The organism is Cellulomonas timonensis (assembly GCF_900046455.1).
In the GTDB taxonomy this organism is placed as follows: domain Bacteria; phylum Actinomycetota; class Actinomycetes; order Actinomycetales; family Cellulomonadaceae; genus Cellulomonas_A; species Cellulomonas_A timonensis.
Genome location: NZ_FCOT01000012.1, coordinates 921,255 through 939,299 on the forward strand (window position 1 = coordinate 921,255; position 18,045 = coordinate 939,299).

Here is an 18,045-nt window from a genome sequence, read left to right on the forward strand (position 1 = left end):
AAGGTATCAGGTACTGTGGGTTTCGGACACATATCACCGCTTGGGGTTCACTCCCTAGGCCGCAGGTCCCAGACCAGGGCACGCTGAACCTCACACGTCCCGGCAAGGCTCGACGGCATCTCGGCACGGCATCCCAGGCACGGCATCTCGAACTCAGCGACGACGCGAGAGGAACGCCCATGGCCAGCACACGCACCCCCGCCTCAGCAGGCGGGCAGCAGACCAGCACCCCGGAGGGCCCCCGGCGCGCCCTCGTCCTCGGTGGCAACCGGATCCCCTTCGCGCGCGCCGGCGGCCCCTACGCGCACGCCAGCAACCAGGACATGCTGACCGCCGCACTCGACGGGCTCGTCGCCCGGTACGGCCTCCAGGGCGAGCGCATCGGCTCGGTCGCCGCCGGCGCCGTGCTCAAGCACAGCCGCGACTTCAACCTCACCCGCGAGGCGGTGCTCGGCTCCGCGCTCAGCGATGAGACGCCCGCCTACGACATGCAGCAGGCTTGCGCGACGGGCCTCGAGACGATCGTCAGCCTGAGCAACAAGATCCGGCTCGGCCAGCTCGAGTCGGCCATCGGCGGCGGCGTCGACACCACCTCCGACGCGCCGATCGCGGTGAGCGCCCGCCTGCGCCGCGCGCTCCTCGACCTCTCCCGCGCCAAGACCCTCCCCCAGAAGCTCGCCGCGGCCGCGTCGATCCGCCCCAAGGACCTCGCGCCCGCCGCGCCCCGCACCAACGAGCCCCGCACCGGCCTGTCGATGGGCGAGCACCAGGCCATCACCACCGCCGAGTGGGGCATCACCCGCGAGGCGCAGGACGAGATCGCGTACGCCAGCCACATCAACCTGGCCGCCGCCTACGACGCCGGGTTCTTCGACGACCTGGTCACCCCGTTCCGCGGGCTCACCCGCGACGCGAACCTGCGCCCCGACACCACGCTCGAGAAGCTCGCGAAGCTGCGCCCGACGTTCGGGCTGGGCCTGGACGTCGAGGCGACCATGACGGCGGGCAACTCCACGCCCCTGTCCGACGGCGCCTCGACGGTGCTGCTCGGCTCCGACGAGTGGGCCGCCGCGCACGACCTGACGCCGCTGGCCTCGATCGTCGACGCCGAGACCGGCGCCGTGGACTTCGTGCACGGCGTGGACGGGCTGCTCATGGCGCCCGTGTTCGCGGTGCCGCGGCTGCTCGCCCGCAACGGGCTGACCCTCGACGACTTCGACTACGTCGAGATCCACGAGGCGTTCGCCGCCACAGTGCTCACTACGCTCGCCGCCTGGGAGGACGAGGAGTTCAGCCGCACCCGGCTCGGCCTCGACAGCGCGTTCGGCAAGGTCGAGCGGTCCCGGCTCAACGTGCACGGCTCATCCCTCGCCGCCGGCCACCCGTTCGCGGCCACTGGCGGGCGCATCGTCGCGACGATCTCCAAGGAGCTCGCGCGGCGCAAGGCCGAGCAGGGCGCCGACGCCCCGGTGCGCGCCCTCATCTCCATCTGCGCCGCAGGTGGCCTCGGACTGACAGCGATCCTGGAGGCGGCGTGAGCACCGACACCTACCTGAACCTGGTCAACTCCGGGGTCACCCAGAAGATCGCGAAGCAGCTCGGCCTGCCGCGCCCCGCCCAGCTCCGGCGGTTCCGCCCCGGGCAGCCACTGGTCGCCGGGCCGGTGCTGGTGCTCGGCACAGGCCCGGACGCCGATGCTGTGGCGCACCTGCTCTCCGGCACGTCGCTCGGCGACACCGGGCTGAAGAGCGGCTGGGACCTCGACGTGCGCCGCACCGCCGCGGCGGGTGAGCGGCATGCCGCGATCGTGCTGGTGCTCACCGAGATCACCCACCCCGACCAGCTCTCCGAGCCGATGCTCGCGGCGGCCAGCGCCCTCAAGGGCCTGGCTCCGGGCGCGCGGATCGTCACGATCTCGCGTCCCGCCACCGCCGACATCGGCCCCGCGCTGTCCGCCGCCCGGCAGGGCGTCGACGGGGTGCTGCGGTCGCTCGCCAAGGAGCTGCGCGGCGGCGCCACCGCCAACGGCGTGGTCGTGGCCGATGGCGTGCCCGTCACCGCGCCGAGCGCCCTGGGCGCCCTGCGGTTCTTCCTGTCCGCCCGCTCCGCCTTCGTCGACGGCCAACTGCTGCACATCGACTCCGACGCCGGCGCCCTGCCCGCCGACTGGGACCGCCCGCTAGCCGGCCGCGTCGCCGTCGTCACGGGCGCTGCCCGGGGCATTGGCGCCGCGATCGCCACGACCCTGGCCCGCGACGGCGCCACGGTGGTGGCCGTGGACGTCCCCGCAGCCGGGGAGCAGCTCGTGGCCGTGGCCAACTCCGTGCGCGGCACCGCGCTGCAGCTCGACGTGACCGCCGACGACGCCGGGCAGAAGATCCTCGACCACGCGACCACCCGGCATGGGCGGCTCGACATCGTGGTGCACAACGCCGGGATCACCCGCGACAAGCTGCTCGCGAACATGACCCCGGAGAAGTGGGACCCGGTGCTCGCCGTCAACGTCGCCGCGCCGCTGCGGATCAACGAGGCGCTGCTCGAGTCCGGCGACTTCACCGACGCTCCGCGCATCGTCGCGCTCGCCTCGACATCCGGTATCGCGGGCAACCGCGGGCAGACGAACTACGCGGCGTCCAAGGGCGGCGTCATCGGCATGGTGCGGGCCACCGCCCCTCTGCTCACGGCCTTCGGCGGCACAGCGAACGCCGTCGCCCCTGGCTTCATCGAGACGGAGATGACCGCGCGCATCCCGGCCGTCACCCGGCAGGTCGCCCGGCGGCTCAACTCGCTGCAGCAGGGCGGGCTGCCGGAGGACGTCGCCGAGACCGTCGCCTTCCTCGCGTCGCCGCAGGCCGGCGGGGTCGTGGGCCAGACGCTGCGGGTGTGCGGGCAGAACCTGGTGGGCCAGTGACCGCGCCCGTCAGCGTGCCGGCGGAGGTGGTGCTGCCCGGCGTCCCGGCGCTCGGCAGGCTGTACGGGCGGGGAGTCGCCGCGTCCGCACGGCTCAACCTGGAACGGCGGCTGGGCCGTGCGCCCGGCGCCCTGCCGGACGTCGCCTACGTCGTCGCCGGGGTGCAGGCCGACCCCGAGCACCTGACCGCCTACCAGCACCTGCTCGGCGAGAGCGCGTCCGACGTGCTGCCCGCCGGGTTCACGCATGTGCTCGCGTTCCCGGTGGCCACGGCCGTCATGGTGCGACCCGACTTCCCGCTGCCGCTGCTGGGCATGGTGCACCTGGCCAACCGGGTCGACCAGTACCGCCCGATCCTGCTGGGCGACCGCCTCGACATCCGCGCCTGGGCGCAGGGCCTCGCGGAGCACCGCTCGGGCACGCAGCTCGAGCTGGTGACTGAGGTCCGGATCGCCGGGGCCGACGACGACGTGCTGGGCGGCGAGCTCGCCTGGCGTGGGGTGTCGACGTACCTGGCGAAGGGCGTGCGGCTGGGCGCGTCCGGCTCGGGCGCGAGGTCCGCAGCGGCGTCTGCGTCGGCGTCGTCCGACGACGGGCGGCGGGAGCTGTTCGCCCCGCCGCTCCCCACCGGCCGCTGGCGCCTCGACGCCGACACCGGCCGCCGATACGCCGCCGTCTCCGGCGACCAGAACCCCATCCACCTGTCGAAGCTCAGCGCCAAGGCGCTCGGCTTCCCCCGGGCCATCGCGCATGGCATGTACACCGCCTCGCGCGCACTGGCCGACGTGGGCGCCGGGCGGGGCGACGCGTTCACCTGGACCGTCGAGTTCGCCAAGCCGGTGCTGCTGCCCGGCACTGTGGACGTCCGCGTCGCGCCCGACGGCAACGGCGGGTTCGCCTAGGCGGGCTGGAACCGCCGCTCCGGCAGGCCGCACCTCACCGGCGCCGTCGTCCCGCTCTGAGCCCTGTAGACCAGCAGCCCCCGTCCGGCCAGGCGGGGGCTGCCGCCGTGTGGGCGGTGAGTGGCACGCTCGCTCGATGGACCAGCGACTGACCCTCCTGACCGTGGGCGTGCCCGAGGTCGCCGCCGCCCGCCGCTTCTACATCGACGGCCTGGGCTGGACGCCCACCCTCGACCTGCCCGAGCAGCGCGTGCTGTTCGTCCAGGTGGCGCCCGGCCTGCTGCTCAGCTTCTTCGACGCCGGGTTGCTCGCGCAGGACATGGGCCTGCCCCCGGACGCGGCGCCCACCGCCCACGGCATCGCGCTGGCGCACAACGTCGGATCCGAGGCCGAGGTCGACGCCGTCATCGCCCAGGCCGTCGCCGCGGGGGCCACACTGCTCAAGGCCCCGCGGCGCGCCGAGTGGGGCGGCTACAGCGGCTACGTCGAGGACCCCTGCGGGGTGCGCTGGGAGATCGCCCACAACCCGGGCCTCACGGCCGACGCCGACGGGACGGTGCGGATGGTCCCGGTCGAGTAGCGCGAGCGGGCTCAGCCCAGTTCGCGGACCGCCGCGGTCCTGTCGCCGCCCGCGTCGCCGGTGTTGACGGTCCCCTGCGGCTCGAACAGCAGGGCGTGCACCTCGGCGTCCGCCCGGGGGCAGTGCTCGACGCCCTTCGGCACCACGAACACGTCATGGGGGCCGAGCACCACGTCCCGGTCGCGGAGCTGGATGGTGAGCGTGCCGCTGATCACCATGAACAGCTCGTCGGTGTCCGGATGGGTGTGCCAGACGAACTCGCCCAGCAGCTTGACGACCTTCACGTCGTAGTCGTTCACGCTGGTCAGCCGGTGCGGCTGCCAGTGCTCGGCGACCGCGTCCAAGGCTGCCTGCACGTTGCGCACGTCCTCGCTCACAGCCGGAGCGTACGCCGCAGATCACCACCTTCCGGTCGCCGACGCGGCCTGACGGTGCCACGATCGGCCCCGCGAGCGCGGACGGTCCGCCCGCGAGGAGGAGGTCTGATGAGCGCCATGACGTCAGCGGCGGCGACCACTGCCCGGCAGCGGCCGTGGGAGCTGGCCGCACGCTGCGGGTACGCGGTGAGCGGAGTGCTGCACGTGCTCATCGGGATCATCGCCGTCCAGGTGGCGCTCGGTGGCGGCGGCGAGAGCGCCGACCAGTCCGGAGCGCTGCGCCAGATCGCTGAGACGCCCTTCGGGGGCATCGCACTGTGGGTCGGCGCCATCGCGCTGCTCGCCCTCGCCGCGTGGCAGGCCGCCGAGGCGCTGCGCGGACGAGGTGAGGCCGCCGACCGTGCGAAGGCGGCGGGCAAGGCCGTCGTGTACCTGGCGCTCGCGGTGAGCGCGGCGGCGTTCGCGATGGGCTCTGGCAGCTCGAGCGAGGGCCAGACGGAGGATGCGACCGCTGGGCTGATGCAGGCCCCGGGCGGACGCGCGCTCGTCGTGGCAGTCGGCCTCGGCGTCCTGGCCGTCGCCGGCTACCACGTCATCAAGGGCATCCGCCAGAAGTTCCTCGAGGACCTGAGGGGCGTCCCCGGAGGCCAGGCCGGCAACGCCGTGAAGAAGGCAGGCATGCTCGGCTACGTCGCCAAGGGCGTCGCGCTGGCCCTGATCGGCTTCGCCTTCGTCGTCGCCGGCATCACGTCCGACCCGGCGCAGGCACAGGGCCTCGACGGCGCGCTGCACGATCTGCGGGACCAGCCCGCCGGGGTGGCCGCCCTCATCGCCGTCGGCATCGGCCTGGCCTGCTACGGCGCCTACTCATTCGTCCGGTCCCGCTACGCGCGGATGTGACCCGGCGGCGCCAGGATCACCTCATGACGAACCCGGTGCGCATCGGCGTCCAGCTCAAGCCCCAGCATGCCGACTACGCGCAGATCCGCGACGCGGTCCGGCGCGCCGAGGACACCGGCGTCGACATCGTCTTCAACTGGGACCACTTCTTCCCGCTGAACGGCGATCCCGACGGCAAGCACTTCGAATGCTGGACGATGCTCGGCGCCTGGGCCGAGCAGACCAGCCGTGTGCAGATCGGCGCGCTGGTGACCTGCAACTCGTACCGCAACCCGGACCTGCTGGCCGACATGGCGCGGACCGTCGACCACATTTCCGGTGGGCGGCTGATCCTGGGCATCGGCGCCGGGTGGTTCGAACGTGACTACGACGAGTTCGGCTACGAGTTCGGCACGGCGGGCTCCCGCATCGCCGACCTGGGCGCCGCCCTGCCCCGGATCAAGGCCCGGTGGGCGGCCTCCCACCCGCAGCCGACTCGGCAGATCCCGATCCTGATCGGCGGTGGCGGGGAGCGGAAGACACTGCGAGTCGTCGCCGAGCACGCCGACGTGTGGCACAGCTTCGGGGACCTCGAGACGCTGCGGCGCAAGAGCGCGATCCTCGACCAGCACGGCGTGGACGTCGGCCGCGACGCGAGCCAGATCGAGCGCTCGTTCGCCGCCAGAACGCCCCCGTCCGAGGTGGCCGACGATCTGGTCGAGGCCGGGGTCACGCTGGTCACGCTCGACGCCGACGGGCCCGACTACGACATGTCGCTCGTCAAGCAGTGGGTGGCCTGGCGCGACGCCCACTCCTGAGCCCGCCAGATGGCAGGCTTCGGGGATGAGTCGCCGTCCCCAGACCCTCGCCGCGCCCCGCATCTCACTGCCCGCGCTGACCCCCTTCGATGGCCAGCTTGAGGAGGAGGGCGATTACGAGGCGCTCGCGTTCGACGGGCTTGACCTCACCGGCCAGGACCTGCGGCATGCGCGCTTCATGGACTGCGGGTTGACCGGATGCCGCATGGACGGCGTGAATCTGGGCCACGGGCAGGTGGCGGACAGCACGCTCACCGACGTGCATGCGGGCAGCCTCGACGCGGCGACGTCGATCTGGCGTGATGTCGAGCTGCGCGACTGCCGGCTCGGCGCGGTGACCGCGTACGCCTCGACGTTCACGCGGGTGCTGTTGCGCGGCGGCAAGATCGACTACTTGAACCTGCGGGACGCGGCCCTGACGGACGTGCGCTTCGACGGGTGCGTCATCGGCGAGCTCGACCTGGGCGGGGCGAAGGTCACGCGCATGGCCTTCGAGGGTTGCCGCATCGGGCGGCTGGATCTCACCCGCGCGACGCTGGCACAGGTGGACCTGCGCGGGGCGGACCTCTCGGGGTTGCAGGGGCTCGAAGGGCTGGCCGGGGCGACGATCAGCCAGGAGCAGCTCGTGGAGCTGGCGCCGGCGATGGCCGCCCAGCTCCGCATCGTCGTCGCGTAGCGGGCGGGAGGCACCGTCAGGCCCCCGCCGCCGCAGCGCTGACCAGGCCGACCGTGTTGCCCTCGGTGTCCCGCACGAACGCCCGCCACTCGTGGCGGCGTTCCTTCCCGAGCACGGGGTCAGCGTTCTGGCAGACGACTGACGGCTCCCCCTCGACGACGATCCCGTCGGCGCGGAGCTCCTCGACCCTGCGGCACACGTCGTCGACGCGCAGGTAGACGAGGGAGCTCGCCGCCTCGCAGTCGAGGAGCAGCCGGGTGCGGAGCCGGTCGAGCACGAACAGGGCGAGCCCGGACGGGTCGAAGACCACGTCGGCGGGCTGGCCGAGGAGTCGCTGGTAGAAGTGCACGGCCCGCCTGAGGTTGACGACCCGCTGAGCGACCTGGACCACGACGTCGGTGTCCGTTTTGTCCGTCATTCTCGGGACACTAGCCGTCCTGCGGGCGTGACGATAGAGGGACAGGCGACCAGGTCAGGCGCCTAGTTCCGGCGGGTTACGCTCGGCGCTCCGCACCTATGCAGGGAGCAGTCTGATGACGCAGTCGTCCACCACGCCGGACCAGCCCGGACTCCCTGTGTCACCGCTGTACGCGCCGCCGGTGCTCCGCAATCCGCGGGCCCGCGCAGGGTTGATCCTCGGCGCTGTGAGCGTCCTGGTGAACCCCGTGCTGCTGGTCTCGATCGCCGCGCTCGTCGTCTCCGGGCTCGGCCTGCAGCGAGCCGGGCAGATGACGCAGTTCGGGTACGCGCCGGTGGGGCGCAAGCAGGCGGCCGGGGGCCTCGTGCTGGGCGTCATCGGGCTCATCGCCTCGCTCGCGCTCAAGGGCGGGTTGTTCTGAGGGCATCGTCCGCGCGTCGAACAACGGCGCCCCTGGTGATGTGAGCTGCGTCATCAGCACCCTGACCAGGTGTTTCATCTCCAGCCCGGGTGGCAGCCACCCGCGGCCTGGGTGATGATCTGCGCCGAGGCCCGTCCGGGTGCTCGTCGCATGACCAGGCGAGGTGACGCATGCCCGATTCCCGACCGGTCCGCATCGGACCGCGAACGCCCTCCGTGCTCGGCACGATGCCGGGGTCGGCGCCGGAAGCCCTCCGTGCCGCAGTGGCGTGGCCCGACAGCCTGCGGCCAGGCGCCGGGGCGACCGTCGTCCTGTGGGAGCACCTGGCCTCGCTCGCGGCGCATGACCTCGCGGTCGCGCGGGCCGTCGAGCCGCATCTGGACGCGCGGGCGATCCTCGACCAGGCGGGCGCGACCGGGCTGCCGTCGCGCCTGGGGCCCGCAGCGACCTGGGGCGCGTACGCGGCCGAGGGGCCTGGGCCGGCGCTGGCCGCCTCGGAGGATGACGATGGCTGGGTGCTCGACGGCGTCAAGCCGTGGTGCTCACTCGCCGCCGAGCTGGACGCGGCCCTAGTGACGGCCCGGGCCGATGACGGGCGGCGTGGGCTGTTCGCCGTCGACCTGCGCGCCCCCGAGGCGCGGCCCGTAGGCCAGGAGTGGTCGGCTCGCGGCCTCGTCGAGATCCCCAGCACGCCCGTCGAGTTCCAGCGCGCCCGCGCCACGCTGGTCGCCGACGGCGACTGGTACCTGGAGCGGCCCGGCTTCTGGTGGGGCGCCATCGGCGTCGCGGCGTGCTGGTTCGGCGGGGCGGTCGGCATCGCGCGGCGCGTGCATCAGCAGGTGGCGGCCCGTTCGGACGACCGGCTGCTGGCCATGCACATGGGCGCCCTCGACGAGCGCCTGGAGGCGGCCAGGATCTGCCTGGCCGACGCCGCGGCACGCGTGGACGCCTCCGGTGCCGCGACCCGTCGCGGCCTGGACCCCGAGGACGAGGAGGCGCGGACCGCCGGGCGCGTCCTGGCCAAGCGGGTGCGTGCCACAGTGGCCCGGACCTGCGAGGACACCCTCCGCATCGCCGCCCACGCACTAGGCCCGGGCCCGCTGACCCAGGAGCCGGAGCACGCCAAGCGCGTCGCGGACCTCGAGGTCTACATCCGGCAGCAGCATGCTGAGCGGGACGACGCGTCGCTCGGCGCCCTGCTGGCGAAGGCGCCCGCTCCGTGGTGACGTTCGACGGCCGAGCGGCTGGCACGCCGGCGGCGGTGTGGGACGCCGCTGGCCGGTTCGACACCCTCCCGGGTCTCGCGCTGCCGACCGGCCGCACTGTCGTGGTGGCAGCGCACCCCGACGACGAGACCCTCGGCGCCGGCGGCCTCCTGAGCAGGCTCGCGGCGGCGGGCCGCCCCGCAGAGGTCGTCGTCGTGACCGACGGCGCCGGCTCGCACCCCGGCTCGCCCACGCTCACGCCCTCCGACCTGGCCGCGCGGCGCGTCGAGGAGGTCGCCGACGCCGTCGCATTGCTGTCGCCCGGCTCGACGGTGCGGCTACTGGGGTTCCCCGACGGGTCGGTGCGGGAGGATCGTGCGGCGATCACCCGAGCCCTGCGGGACGCGATCGGCGCGGAGCCGGTCACCGCCGTCGTCGGCCCCTGGCGCGGCGACGGCCACCGTGACCACCGGGTCACCGGCGAGATCTGCGCGGAGATCGCCGCCGAACTGGGCGCCCGGCTCCTCGAGTACCCGATCTGGCTCTGGCACTGGGCTGCCCCCGACCACCCGGACGTCCCCTGGGACCAGTTCCGCGCGCTGCTGCTCGACGATGCGGACGTGACGGCCAAGCGGCGCGCCCTCGCCCGGCACGTGACCCAGACCCAGCCGTTGTCCCCCGCGCCCGAGGACGCCTCGCCGCTGCACCCCGAGTTCCTGCGGCAGTTCGACCGCGACGTCGAGCTGTTCGTCTCGGCGGAACCGCCGCCTGCCGGAGTCGGCGCGGAGCACTTCGAGGCCGCCTACAGCCGACGCGGCGACCCGTGGCGGCTCGAGACCCGCTGGTATGAGGAGCGCAAGCGCGCCCTGACCCTGGCGGCGCTCCCAACGCCCCGGTTCGGCTCGGTGCTCGAGGTCGGCTGCTCGATCGGCATGCTCACCGCCGAGCTGGCCCAGCGCAGCGACCACCTGCTCGCCACCGACCTCGCCGAGTCCGCCGTGGAGACCGCGACGGCCCGCCTGGCGCACGCGCCGCACGTCATCGTCGTGCCGCACGACATCCGCACCGGCGTCCCGGGCGGCCCGTACGACCTCGTCGTGCTCTCCGAAGTGGGCTACTACCTGACGCGCGCTGAGCTGGTCGAGCTCGCGGGCCAGGCACAGAAGGCCCTGGCCCCGGGCGGCACGGTGCTCGCATGCCACTGGCGGCACCCGGTGCCCGAGTACTCGCAGACCGGCGACGATGTGCACCGCGTGCTCGATCGCGCGCTCGGGCTCACGCGCGTGTCGGCCTACCGCGACGCGGACATGGCGCTGGACGTGTGGAGCGCGGACGGCGCCTCGGTCGCCCAACGCGAGGGGTTGGCGCCATGAGGTCGCGGCCGCCACTGAGCCGGCTCCTGGTCGTGGTGCCGGTGCACGACGAGGAGGAGCTGCTGCCCGAATGCCTCGCCTCGCTCACCGTGGCGTGCGCCGCGGTGGACCTGCCCGTCGACGTGGTCGTGGTGCTCGACGACTGCCACGACGGCTCCGCGCAGGCGGCCCTGGCCTCCGACGCACTGGTCCTCGAGGTGACGGAGCGGGCCGTCGGGGCGGCGCGCGCCGCGGGGGTCCGCGCCGGACTGGCCCTCCACGACGACGACCCGGCCACGGTGTGGATCGCCTGCACGGACGCCGACACCGTCGTCCCCGCCCACTGGCTGCGAGCGCAGCGCGCGCTGGCCGACGACGGCGCCGACCTCGTCCTCGGCACCGTCCAGCCCGACCCGCGCGACCTGTCCGAGCGGCAGCTCACCGCGTGGCGGGCCACCCGGGTCCCCGGACGGCCGAACGGCCACGTGCACGGCGCCAACCTGGGCGTCCGGGCGGACGCGTACCTGCGGTCCGGTGGTTTCGCCCCGCTCGTCGAGCATGAGGACGTGGACCTCGTTGAGCGGATGCGCGCCGACCCGCGCGTCGTGGTGCGCGCCTCCGAGGAGACGGATGTGGTGACCTCCGGGCGGACCGTGGGCCGGACCCCGGGCGGCTACGCGGGGTACCTGCTGGCGGCCTTCCCGCGCTGAGCGGAGCCGCGCAGGGTCGGGCCGGCGCGCGTCAGTCGATCGCTGGCCCGCAGGCCTGTGCGGCGGTGGCGGTGAGGGAGTCGAGGCCGTGCACGGCCAGCAGCGGGCGGGTGTCATCAACCACCGTCCAGCAACCGTCGACCACCTCGTACCGGGCGCGGGGCCCGGCCGCGAGGTAAGCCGCCAGCCCGGCGATGAGCCGGTCCACCGCCTCCCCCGGCGTCCCGACGCCCACCGACGCACGGATGGCGCCCGATGACGCGCCGAGCCGCGAGAGCAGCGGGTGCGCGCAGAACCGCCCGTCCCGGACGCCGATGCCGTACTCCGCCGCCAGGTACGCCGCGACCAGGCCGGGGTCGTGCCCGGCGACGGTGAAGGTCACCACGCCGACGGGGTCGTGGGAGTCGGGCCAGATGCGCACCACCTCCACGCCGTCGAGCGCTTCGAGGCCCTCGACGAGCCGGGCGCGCAGCACCTCCTCATGGGCCGCGAGCGCGCCGTCGGGCAGGGCGGCGAGCGCCTCGCACGCCTCGGCGAGGGCGACGGCGCCGATGACGTTCGGCGAGCCTGCCTCATGCCGGGCGGGCGCCGGCTGCCACAGCGTGCGATCTGCCCGGACGTCGCGCACCGCGCCTCCCCCTGCGAGGTACGGAGTGCCACCGTCGAGCCAGTCGCGCCGCCCGACGAGGACCCCGGCGCCGAACGGCGCGTACGCCTTGTGGCCGGAGAACGCGACGTAGTCGACCCCGCTGTCCGCGAGGGAGAACCGGCGGTGCGGGATGAGCTGGGCGCCGTCCACGGCCACCCGGGCCCCGGCGGCGTGCGCGATCCGCACCACGTCCTCCAGCGGCAGCGCCTCACCGGTGACGTTCGACGCGCCGGTGACCGCCACCAGCGCGTACGGACGGGCCGCGAGCTCCGTGGCGAGCACGTCGAGCGTGCCGGCGACTGTCGCGGCGATGCCCACCACCGTCGCCTCACGCCCTGCGCCATGCGCCCACGGCAGCAGGTTGGCGTGGTGCTCCGAGTCGAGCACGAGCACCCGGCCGGGCGCGCCGTCGGCGGCTGCGGGGACGACCCCCGCGAGCAGGTTGAGCGAGTCGGTGGTGTTGCGCGTGATGATCGTGACGTCGTCCTCGCGGGCCCCGACGAACCGGCCCACGGCCTGCCGTGACGCCTCGTACAGGGCCGTCGACACCTGGGAGAGGTACCCGGCGCCGCGGTGCACGGAGGCGTACAGCGGCAGCACCTCGGTGACGCGCGCCGCGACGGTCTCCAGTGCGGGGGCGCTCGCGGCGTAGTCCAGGTTGGCGTAGGTGCGCGAGGTGCCGTCCACGAGCGGGACCTGGGTCGAGGCTCCGACGACGGGGAGCAGCGGGAGGCGCTCCGACGCGGCGGCCTCGTCGACACACGAGGCGGACTCGGTGGTCAGGGACTTCATGGCACTCCTCCAACAGCTGTGGGGGGAGCAATCGAGCCAGCCCCCGCGCTTGCCGTGCGCGGACGTGCGCACGACCTGGTCGTCACCCGGGGCACCCCACCGCGGAGGAGGGTTGCCGGCCAGCAAGCCGGGGCTGTGCGCTGGCACTCATGACCTTGAGTTCAAAGATAAGCACGGTGGGGCTGACGGCGGCCATCAGGAAGCCGCCACGTCTCGCATGGTGAGCCTGATGTCCGGTGCGTGGAATCTTCCGCCGGTGCGGCGTACTCTCGCAGGACCATCCAGAGCGGCCGAGAGATCTGGCTCGATGACGCCGCAGCAACCCGCGCGCACCTCCCCGGTGCCGGTCGAGGGTGCTACCGCCAGGACCGATGGAGGCGACATGACGACACCTGTTCCCGCCCCGAGCGCGCCCGAGGACGGCGCGCCCGAGCGGCTCCGCTACCGGCTGCTGAGCGGCCCCGACGACCGCACATTCTGCGAGCGGGTCAGCGCGGCGCTGGCCGAGGGGTACGTGCTGCACGGCTCCCCCGCCGCCACCTTCGACGGCGAGCGCGTCATCGTCGCGCAGGCCGTCGTGCTCCCGCAGCCGCAGCAGCCCGAGACGAGGCTCGTGTGAGCGCCGACCAGTACGCCGGGGACCTGACCCCCCGCGAGGCCTGGGACCTGCTGGCCGCCGACGAGCACGCGGTGCTGGTCGACGTCCGCACCGACGCCGAATGGCGCTTCGTGGGCGTGCCCGACGTGAGCACGCTCGGCCAGGGCGTCGCGTTCATCGAGTGGTCCCGCTACCCGTCCGGGCAGATCAACGCGGACTTCGTCGCCGATCTGGCCCGCACGGGGCTCCAGCCCGGCGACGGCCGCCCCGTGGTGTTCCTCTGCCGCTCGGGCGCGCGCTCGCGCAACGCCGCAGCCGCCGCGACCGAGGCCGGGTTCGGCCCGGCGTTCAACATCACCGAGGGCTTCGAGGGCGGCGTCGACGAGCACGGGCACCGTGGCTTCGAGGGCTGGCGCGCCGCCGGCCTGCCGTGGCGGCAGCCGTGAGCGCCGCCGACGGCCGCGTCCCTGGGCCCGCCGACTGGGACGACCGCTCCGTCGCCCGTGACACCCTGCGGCCCGACACCCTCGCCGTGCGCGGCGGGCTCGTGCGCTCCCAGTTCAACGAGACGTCTGAGGCGCTGTACCTCACGCAGGGCTACGTCTACGAGCGCGCCGCCGACGCCGAGGCGGCCTTCGCCGGGGAGTCCGACCGGTTCCTGTACTCCCGATACGGCAACCCCACCGTCTCCACGTTCGAGGAGCGCCTGCGCCTGATCGACGGCGCCGAGGCGGCGTACGCCACCGCGTCAGGGATGTCCGCCGTGTTCACGTCGCTGGCCGCGCTCGTCAGCTCGGGCTCGCGGATCGTCGCCGCACGCGCCCTGTTCGGCAACACCGTGACGATCTTCGACGACCTGTTCGCGCGCTGGGGCGTGCGCACCGACTACGTGGACGGCCACGTGCTGTCCCAGTGGGAGGACGCGCTGTCCACCCCCGCCGACGTGGTGTTCTTCGAGACGCCGTCCAACCCCATGCAGGACCTCGTCGACATCGCCGCCGTCTCGCGGCTGGCACACGCCGCCGGGGCGACGGTCGTGGTGGACAACGTGTTCGCCACCCCGGTGTTCTCGCGGCCCCTCGACCTGGGCGCCGACGTGGTCGTGTACTCCGCGACCAAGCACATCGACGGGCAGGGCCGCGTGCTCGGCGGCGCGATCCTCGGCTCCGAGGAGTACATCCACGGCCCCGTGCAGACGCTCATCCGCAACACCGGGCCGTCACTCAGCCCGTTCAACGCGTGGGTGCTGCTCAAGGGCCTGGAGACGATGTCGCTGCGGGTGCGCCACCAGGCCGCCTCAGCCCTCCAACTCGCGACCTGGCTCGAGCAACAGCCCGGCATCGCGCAGGTGCGCTACCCGTTCCTGCCGTCCCACCCACAGCACGAGCTCGCGCTCCAGCAGCAGACGGGCGGCGGCACTGTCGTCACCCTGGACCTCGCCGTCCCGGAGGGCGCCACACCCGACGTCGCCAAGAAGCTCACCTTCGGGGTGCTCGACGCGCTGCGGATCGTGGACATCTCCAACAACCTCGGCGACGCGAAGTCCCTGGTCACACACCCCGCGACGACCACGCACCGCAAGCTCGGCCCCGCCGGCCGCGCCAAGGTCGGCATCGCGGAGTCCACGGTGCGGCTGTCCGTCGGGCTCGAGGACCCGCTGGACCTCATCGACGACCTGTCGCAGGCCCTCAGCCAGCTCTGCTGACGGCCGCCAGCAGATCGGCGGAACCCGCCAGCGGGATGACGTAGGCGCCGTCCGCGCCGACCTCCTGCGCCAAGCGGGCCGCGACCACGGGAGCCTGATCGGCCGTCGCCACCACACGGGTGGCGGCGACCGGCCAGGCCACGCCCGCCATCGCGTCGAGGCAGGCGAGCTGCTGGGACTTGCGCTGGGCGGCGGCCTCGTCGGCGACGACCACGACCTCCACGTCCAGCAGCACCGTCACGTCGGCGCGGCGGCGGCCCACCGCCGCGACCTCCTCCTCGACCTCCGCGACCAGCGCGGTCATCGCGGTCCGGTCGGGGGCATCGACGGAGAAGCCCACGCGCACCACATCGGCCCGCGCGGCGGCGAGCAGGAGCGTCGCGTCGGAGCCGGTGTCGCCGCGGAAGACGACCGGCGGCCGGCCATCGGGGCCCGCGGGCAACGCGCCGACCACCGCGAACGGGGACTGGCCCAGGCTGGTGAGCGACGTAGGGGCGGGCGCCGCGACGCCGGACGCGACACGGGAGGTCGCGGCCGAGTCGTGCAGGGGGCGGGAGAGCGTGAGCGTCGTCACGAGCTGATCCTCAAGGGGGCGTCATGCGGGTGCGCTGCCGGGGCCGGGGCCGCTCAGGCGCGCGAGGTCGTCAGCTCAGCGACAACACTTCCGCAGGGACACGCGGCGATCCTACCCACAACCCGACAGATGTCACGCCGCCATCCGCCAGGCGCCTCCGTGGACCGGGGCGCCCGGAACATGACGTAGATTGATCTCACCGACGCGGGGTGGAGCAGCTCGGTAGCTCGCTGGGCTCATAACCCAGAGGTCGCAGGTTCAAATCCTGCCCCCGCTACTCAGAAGTCGAAGGCCCCAGGGAATCCCTGGGGCCTTCGGCGTTCCCACACGATGTGCGTCAGCGGGACAGGCCGAGGGTCGCGATGAGGTCCTCGTGCAGTTCGAACCAGACGCGATGCGCGGAGTCGCGGTCCGTCCCCGTGATCCAGCGCGGATCGTGCACGGCGTGCGCGAGGGCGCCGGTGAATCTGCCTAAGTACCCGGCGAACCGCTCGACGTCGCCGGCCAGGCGATGCTCGAGGGGTTCCCAGGCGTCGGCGGCCCGACGCAGTTCCGCGACCGTATCCTCAAGTGACGTCTGCTTGCCGCCGATGCCGAGCTCCGCGAGCTGCCAGTCAGAGCAGGCCCGTGCGACGACGTCGTTGAGGGGCAGGAAGTCGCGGTAGCAGGCCTCGACGGCAGGGCGGGCGGCGATGCGGGGCACGTCGGCGTAGCCGAGGGTGCGGACGGTGTGGAGGACCCGGAGGAGCGAATCCGGGCGGTCAGTCACGGGTCGGCCTCTCAGAGGACGGGGCGACGGTTCCGCGGTTCCCGTCGACGAGGACCGTGGCGTGTCCAGCCAGCAGGGTGGTGGCGTCGTCGGCCGACACCACGGCCGGGACGCCGAACTCTCGGGCCACGATGGCGGCGTGGGAGAGCAGCCCGCCGGTCTCCGTGACGACGGCTGCGGCGCGTGCCAGGACGGGAGTCCAGGCGGGTGAGGTCGCGCGGCAGACCAGCACGTCGCCCTCGCGGAACTCGGCGAAGTCGTCGAGTCCGCGCACGACCGACACCCGGCCTGTCGCCCGACCTGGGCTGGCGGCGGTCCCGAAGAGAATCGGGTCAGCGGCCGGCCGATCGTCATCCGCGCGGGAGCCGCGCTTGGAGGTGATCGGACGCGACTGGAGCACCCAGACCCGCGCTCCCTCGACAGCCCACTCGATGCCTTGGGGCGCGCTGAGGCTGGCCTCAATCTGTCGTCCGAGCCTGACCAGCTCTGCCACCTGTTGCTCCGTGAGCAGCGCGCCTGAGCGGGGCGCCTCGACGATGCCGTGCTCCCCGACGATCCAGCGCTCGGGCGCCACCTCGCCGCTCACGAGCCGATCGCCGAGGCCGTCCACCGCCTCGATCACCACCTGGTCGGCGCCGGTCACCGGGTGGCGTGTGAACAGCACACCCGCCACGTCGGGCTGGACCATCTGCTGGACCAGCACCGGCGCTATCTCGGTGACCGACTGCCCGAGCCGCGATGCGTACGACCTGGCCGCGGCGCTGGCCCCGGAGGCGGCAGACCGCAGGATCGCATCGGCGACGCCCGCCACCGGGACGTTGAGCGTCGTGTGGAGCTGGCCGGCGAACGAGGCCGAGATGCCGTCCTCGCCGAGACCGGACGAGCGGACGGCGTACGGGCCCGGCCTCAGCCCCGCTAGCGCCTGCCCCAGACCTCGTGGCCAGCGGCAGTCCCCGGGGTTCGCGATCACGAATCCCCGAGGGACCGCGAAGCCCTCTCGCATGAGCCGCCCGAGGGTGGCGGCCTTGCGGCCGCACCGCTCGTCGGCCTCCGCCAGGGAGACGATGCCGTTCACGTGGCTCGGCCACCGACGACGCGGTCGGTGATGCGGCCGAACCGTTGCTGAGCGGCCTGCGGCGACCGGAGGCCGAGCGCTTCGGAGAGCTCGGGCCAGGTCATGCCACGGGCTCGGGCGGCGAACAGCAGGCCAGCCTCGATCTGATCCAGTTCCGCCCGCGCTGACTCGAGCAGGCGCAGGCCCGCCGACAGCACTTCGGCCTCCACCTCCGGGCTCCGGGCCAGCCACGCGGCGTGCCTGACGAGCTCGAGGTCGGCGAGCGGTTGTCCCGGGTGCTGCCACGGGCGCGGCGGCAGGTCCTTGGCCCCGGACGCGTGGAGGACGGCGCGGCTCTGCTCGGCCGATGCGGCCTGGGTGTGATCGTCGGTGGGCACGCGCCAATCCTCAGATCATCAACACACTGTTGTCAACATTTCGTTGATTCTCAATGGATCAGCCCGCCACAGCTGCAGGCCGCGGCCACGGCCGCGCTGAACGCAGAAGGTCAGGACGAACGCCAGCTCCCGAGTCGACGCAGCAGATCGGGGACACCCTCTATGCCATGCTCGCCTGTGAGTAATTGAGCGAGTGGGTGACCGTTGCCACTTCCCATAGATGGGATATATCTTTCGGTTATGCGTAGTGACGGTCC

The 18,045-nt window shown here is 73.4% G+C and carries 20 protein-coding genes, 1 tRNA gene, 1 pseudogene and 2 riboswitches; of the genes and pseudogenes, 15 read left to right on the forward strand and 7 right to left on the reverse strand.

The features are described 5' to 3' along the window. Window positions 1-179 precede the first annotated feature (179 nt). The 4 genes from BN3788_RS12720 to BN3788_RS12735 all read left to right on the forward strand — a co-directional run bounded on the left by BN3788_RS12720 (window position 180) and on the right by BN3788_RS12735 (window position 4,393). Window positions 180-1,538 carry an acetyl-CoA C-acetyltransferase gene (locus BN3788_RS12720; RefSeq protein ID WP_066586522.1) on the forward strand — a complete coding sequence of 453 codons (1,359 nt, stop codon included), beginning with the start codon at window positions 180-182 and terminating at the stop codon, window positions 1,536-1,538. Beyond that, window positions 1,535-2,911, forward strand: coding sequence for a 3-oxoacyl-ACP reductase (locus BN3788_RS12725; protein ID WP_066586524.1), 1,377 nt, complete (start codon window positions 1,535-1,537; stop codon window positions 2,909-2,911). Before BN3788_RS12720 ends, BN3788_RS12725 begins: the two co-directional genes overlap by 4 nt. Continuing rightward, window positions 2,908-3,813 (forward strand): MaoC/PaaZ C-terminal domain-containing protein, encoded by a 906-nt coding sequence (locus tag BN3788_RS12730; RefSeq protein WP_082812858.1) that lies wholly within the window; start codon window positions 2,908-2,910, stop codon window positions 3,811-3,813. Before BN3788_RS12725 ends, BN3788_RS12730 begins: the two co-directional genes overlap by 4 nt. Before the next feature lie 136 nt (window positions 3,814-3,949). Continuing rightward, the gene (locus tag BN3788_RS12735; RefSeq protein WP_066586527.1) at window positions 3,950-4,393 is read left to right on the forward strand and encodes a VOC family protein; all 444 of its coding nucleotides are present in this window, start codon (window positions 3,950-3,952) and stop codon (window positions 4,391-4,393) included. An 11-nt stretch (window positions 4,394-4,404) separates the two neighbouring features. Here BN3788_RS12735 and BN3788_RS12740 read toward each other — a convergent pair whose 3' ends face one another. Next, entirely contained in the window at window positions 4,405-4,770 is a 366-nt protein-coding gene (locus BN3788_RS12740) for a cupin domain-containing protein (RefSeq protein ID WP_066586530.1), read from the reverse strand. 108 nt (window positions 4,771-4,878) lie between these two features. Here BN3788_RS12740 and BN3788_RS12745 point away from each other — a divergent pair, with 108 nt between their 5' ends. From BN3788_RS12745 to BN3788_RS12755, 3 genes are read left to right on the forward strand one after another with little or no spacing between them, the layout of a single operon-like run. After that, window positions 4,879-5,670 (forward strand): DUF1206 domain-containing protein, encoded by a 792-nt coding sequence (locus tag BN3788_RS12745; protein WP_066586532.1) that lies wholly within the window; start codon window positions 4,879-4,881, stop codon window positions 5,668-5,670. Between the two features lie 23 nt (window positions 5,671-5,693). Beyond that, a complete protein-coding gene (locus tag BN3788_RS12750) occupies window positions 5,694-6,467 on the forward strand; it encodes an LLM class F420-dependent oxidoreductase (protein WP_066586533.1) in 774 nt (257 codons plus the stop codon). 25 nt (window positions 6,468-6,492) lie between these two features. Further along, window positions 6,493-7,143: a pentapeptide repeat-containing protein gene (locus BN3788_RS12755; RefSeq protein ID WP_082812859.1), complete on the forward strand. Its 651-nt coding sequence runs from the start codon at window positions 6,493-6,495 to the stop codon at window positions 7,141-7,143. A 16-nt stretch (window positions 7,144-7,159) separates the two neighbouring features. Here the strand turns inward: BN3788_RS12755 and BN3788_RS12760 are convergent, their stop codons facing one another. Beyond that, window positions 7,160-7,561: a VOC family protein gene (locus BN3788_RS12760; RefSeq protein WP_066586535.1), complete on the reverse strand. Its 402-nt coding sequence runs from the start codon at window positions 7,559-7,561 to the stop codon at window positions 7,160-7,162. A gap of 115 nt (window positions 7,562-7,676) precedes the next feature. On the opposite strand from BN3788_RS12760, the gene BN3788_RS12765 reads away from it, so the two are divergent. The 4 genes from BN3788_RS12765 to BN3788_RS12780 all read left to right on the forward strand — a co-directional run bounded on the left by BN3788_RS12765 (window position 7,677) and on the right by BN3788_RS12780 (window position 11,249). Continuing rightward, a complete protein-coding gene (locus tag BN3788_RS12765; RefSeq protein ID WP_066586537.1) occupies window positions 7,677-7,982 on the forward strand; it encodes a hypothetical protein in 306 nt (101 codons plus the stop codon). A gap of 170 nt (window positions 7,983-8,152) precedes the next feature. Further along, complete coding sequence (locus tag BN3788_RS12770; RefSeq protein ID WP_066586541.1) at window positions 8,153-9,208, forward strand: acyl-CoA dehydrogenase family protein; 1,056 nt, start codon at window positions 8,153-8,155, stop codon at window positions 9,206-9,208. Further along, window positions 9,202-10,560 carry a bifunctional PIG-L family deacetylase/class I SAM-dependent methyltransferase gene (locus BN3788_RS12775; protein ID WP_066586543.1) on the forward strand — a complete coding sequence of 453 codons (1,359 nt, stop codon included), beginning with the start codon at window positions 9,202-9,204 and terminating at the stop codon, window positions 10,558-10,560. The genes BN3788_RS12770 and BN3788_RS12775 overlap by 7 nt, the downstream gene beginning before the upstream one ends. Beyond that, on the forward strand, window positions 10,557-11,249 hold the full coding sequence (locus tag BN3788_RS12780; RefSeq protein ID WP_066586545.1) for a glycosyltransferase: 693 nt from the start codon (window positions 10,557-10,559) through the stop codon (window positions 11,247-11,249). The genes BN3788_RS12775 and BN3788_RS12780 overlap by 4 nt, the downstream gene beginning before the upstream one ends. 31 nt (window positions 11,250-11,280) lie before the next feature. Here the strand turns inward: BN3788_RS12780 and BN3788_RS12785 are convergent, their stop codons facing one another. Beyond that, on the reverse strand, window positions 11,281-12,690 hold the full coding sequence (locus BN3788_RS12785) for an aminotransferase class V-fold PLP-dependent enzyme (RefSeq protein ID WP_082812860.1): 1,410 nt from the start codon (window positions 12,688-12,690) through the stop codon (window positions 11,281-11,283). A 40-nt stretch (window positions 12,691-12,730) separates the two neighbouring features. Next, window positions 12,731-12,845: riboswitch (SAM riboswitch) on the reverse strand. Window positions 12,846-12,964: 119 nt separating this feature from the next. After that, a riboswitch (SAM riboswitch) is annotated at window positions 12,965-13,068 on the forward strand. 4 nt (window positions 13,069-13,072) lie between these two features. Between BN3788_RS12785 and BN3788_RS12790 the strand changes: the two are divergent. The 3 genes and pseudogenes from BN3788_RS12790 to BN3788_RS12800 form a co-directional block, all read left to right on the forward strand. Further along, a pseudogene (locus tag BN3788_RS12790) lies at window positions 13,073-13,276 on the forward strand (DUF1737 domain-containing protein); the annotation flags it as partial. 29 nt (window positions 13,277-13,305) lie between these two features. Beyond that, window positions 13,306-13,734, forward strand: a complete 429-nt coding sequence (locus BN3788_RS12795; RefSeq protein ID WP_066586550.1) for a rhodanese-like domain-containing protein — start codon at window positions 13,306-13,308, stop codon at window positions 13,732-13,734. Continuing rightward, window positions 13,731-14,993, forward strand: coding sequence for an O-succinylhomoserine sulfhydrylase (locus BN3788_RS12800; RefSeq protein WP_066587223.1), 1,263 nt, complete (start codon window positions 13,731-13,733; stop codon window positions 14,991-14,993). The genes BN3788_RS12795 and BN3788_RS12800 overlap by 4 nt, the downstream gene beginning before the upstream one ends. On the opposite strand, the gene BN3788_RS12805 is transcribed toward BN3788_RS12800, so the two are convergent. Then, window positions 14,977-15,567, reverse strand: a complete 591-nt coding sequence (locus tag BN3788_RS12805) for an LLM class flavin-dependent oxidoreductase (protein WP_066586552.1) — start codon at window positions 15,565-15,567, stop codon at window positions 14,977-14,979. The two genes, BN3788_RS12800 and BN3788_RS12805, sit on opposite strands and share 17 nt — an antisense overlap. A gap of 203 nt (window positions 15,568-15,770) precedes the next feature. Here BN3788_RS12805 and BN3788_RS12810 point away from each other — a divergent pair. Continuing rightward, window positions 15,771-15,844: transfer RNA gene (locus BN3788_RS12810), tRNA-Met, on the forward strand. 60 nt (window positions 15,845-15,904) lie between these two features. On the opposite strand, the gene BN3788_RS12815 is transcribed toward BN3788_RS12810, so the two are convergent. From BN3788_RS12815 to BN3788_RS12825, 3 genes are read right to left on the reverse strand one after another with little or no spacing between them, the layout of a single operon-like run. After that, complete coding sequence (locus BN3788_RS12815; protein WP_082812862.1) at window positions 15,905-16,336, reverse strand: hypothetical protein; 432 nt, start codon at window positions 16,334-16,336, stop codon at window positions 15,905-15,907. Continuing rightward, on the reverse strand, window positions 16,329-17,411 hold the full coding sequence (locus tag BN3788_RS12820; protein ID WP_108723837.1) for a PEP/pyruvate-binding domain-containing protein: 1,083 nt from the start codon (window positions 17,409-17,411) through the stop codon (window positions 16,329-16,331). The genes BN3788_RS12815 and BN3788_RS12820 overlap by 8 nt, the downstream gene beginning before the upstream one ends. After that, entirely contained in the window at window positions 17,408-17,788 is a 381-nt protein-coding gene (locus BN3788_RS12825) for a hypothetical protein (RefSeq protein ID WP_066586554.1), read from the reverse strand. The genes BN3788_RS12820 and BN3788_RS12825 overlap by 4 nt, the downstream gene beginning before the upstream one ends. Window positions 17,789-18,045 lie beyond the last annotated feature (257 nt).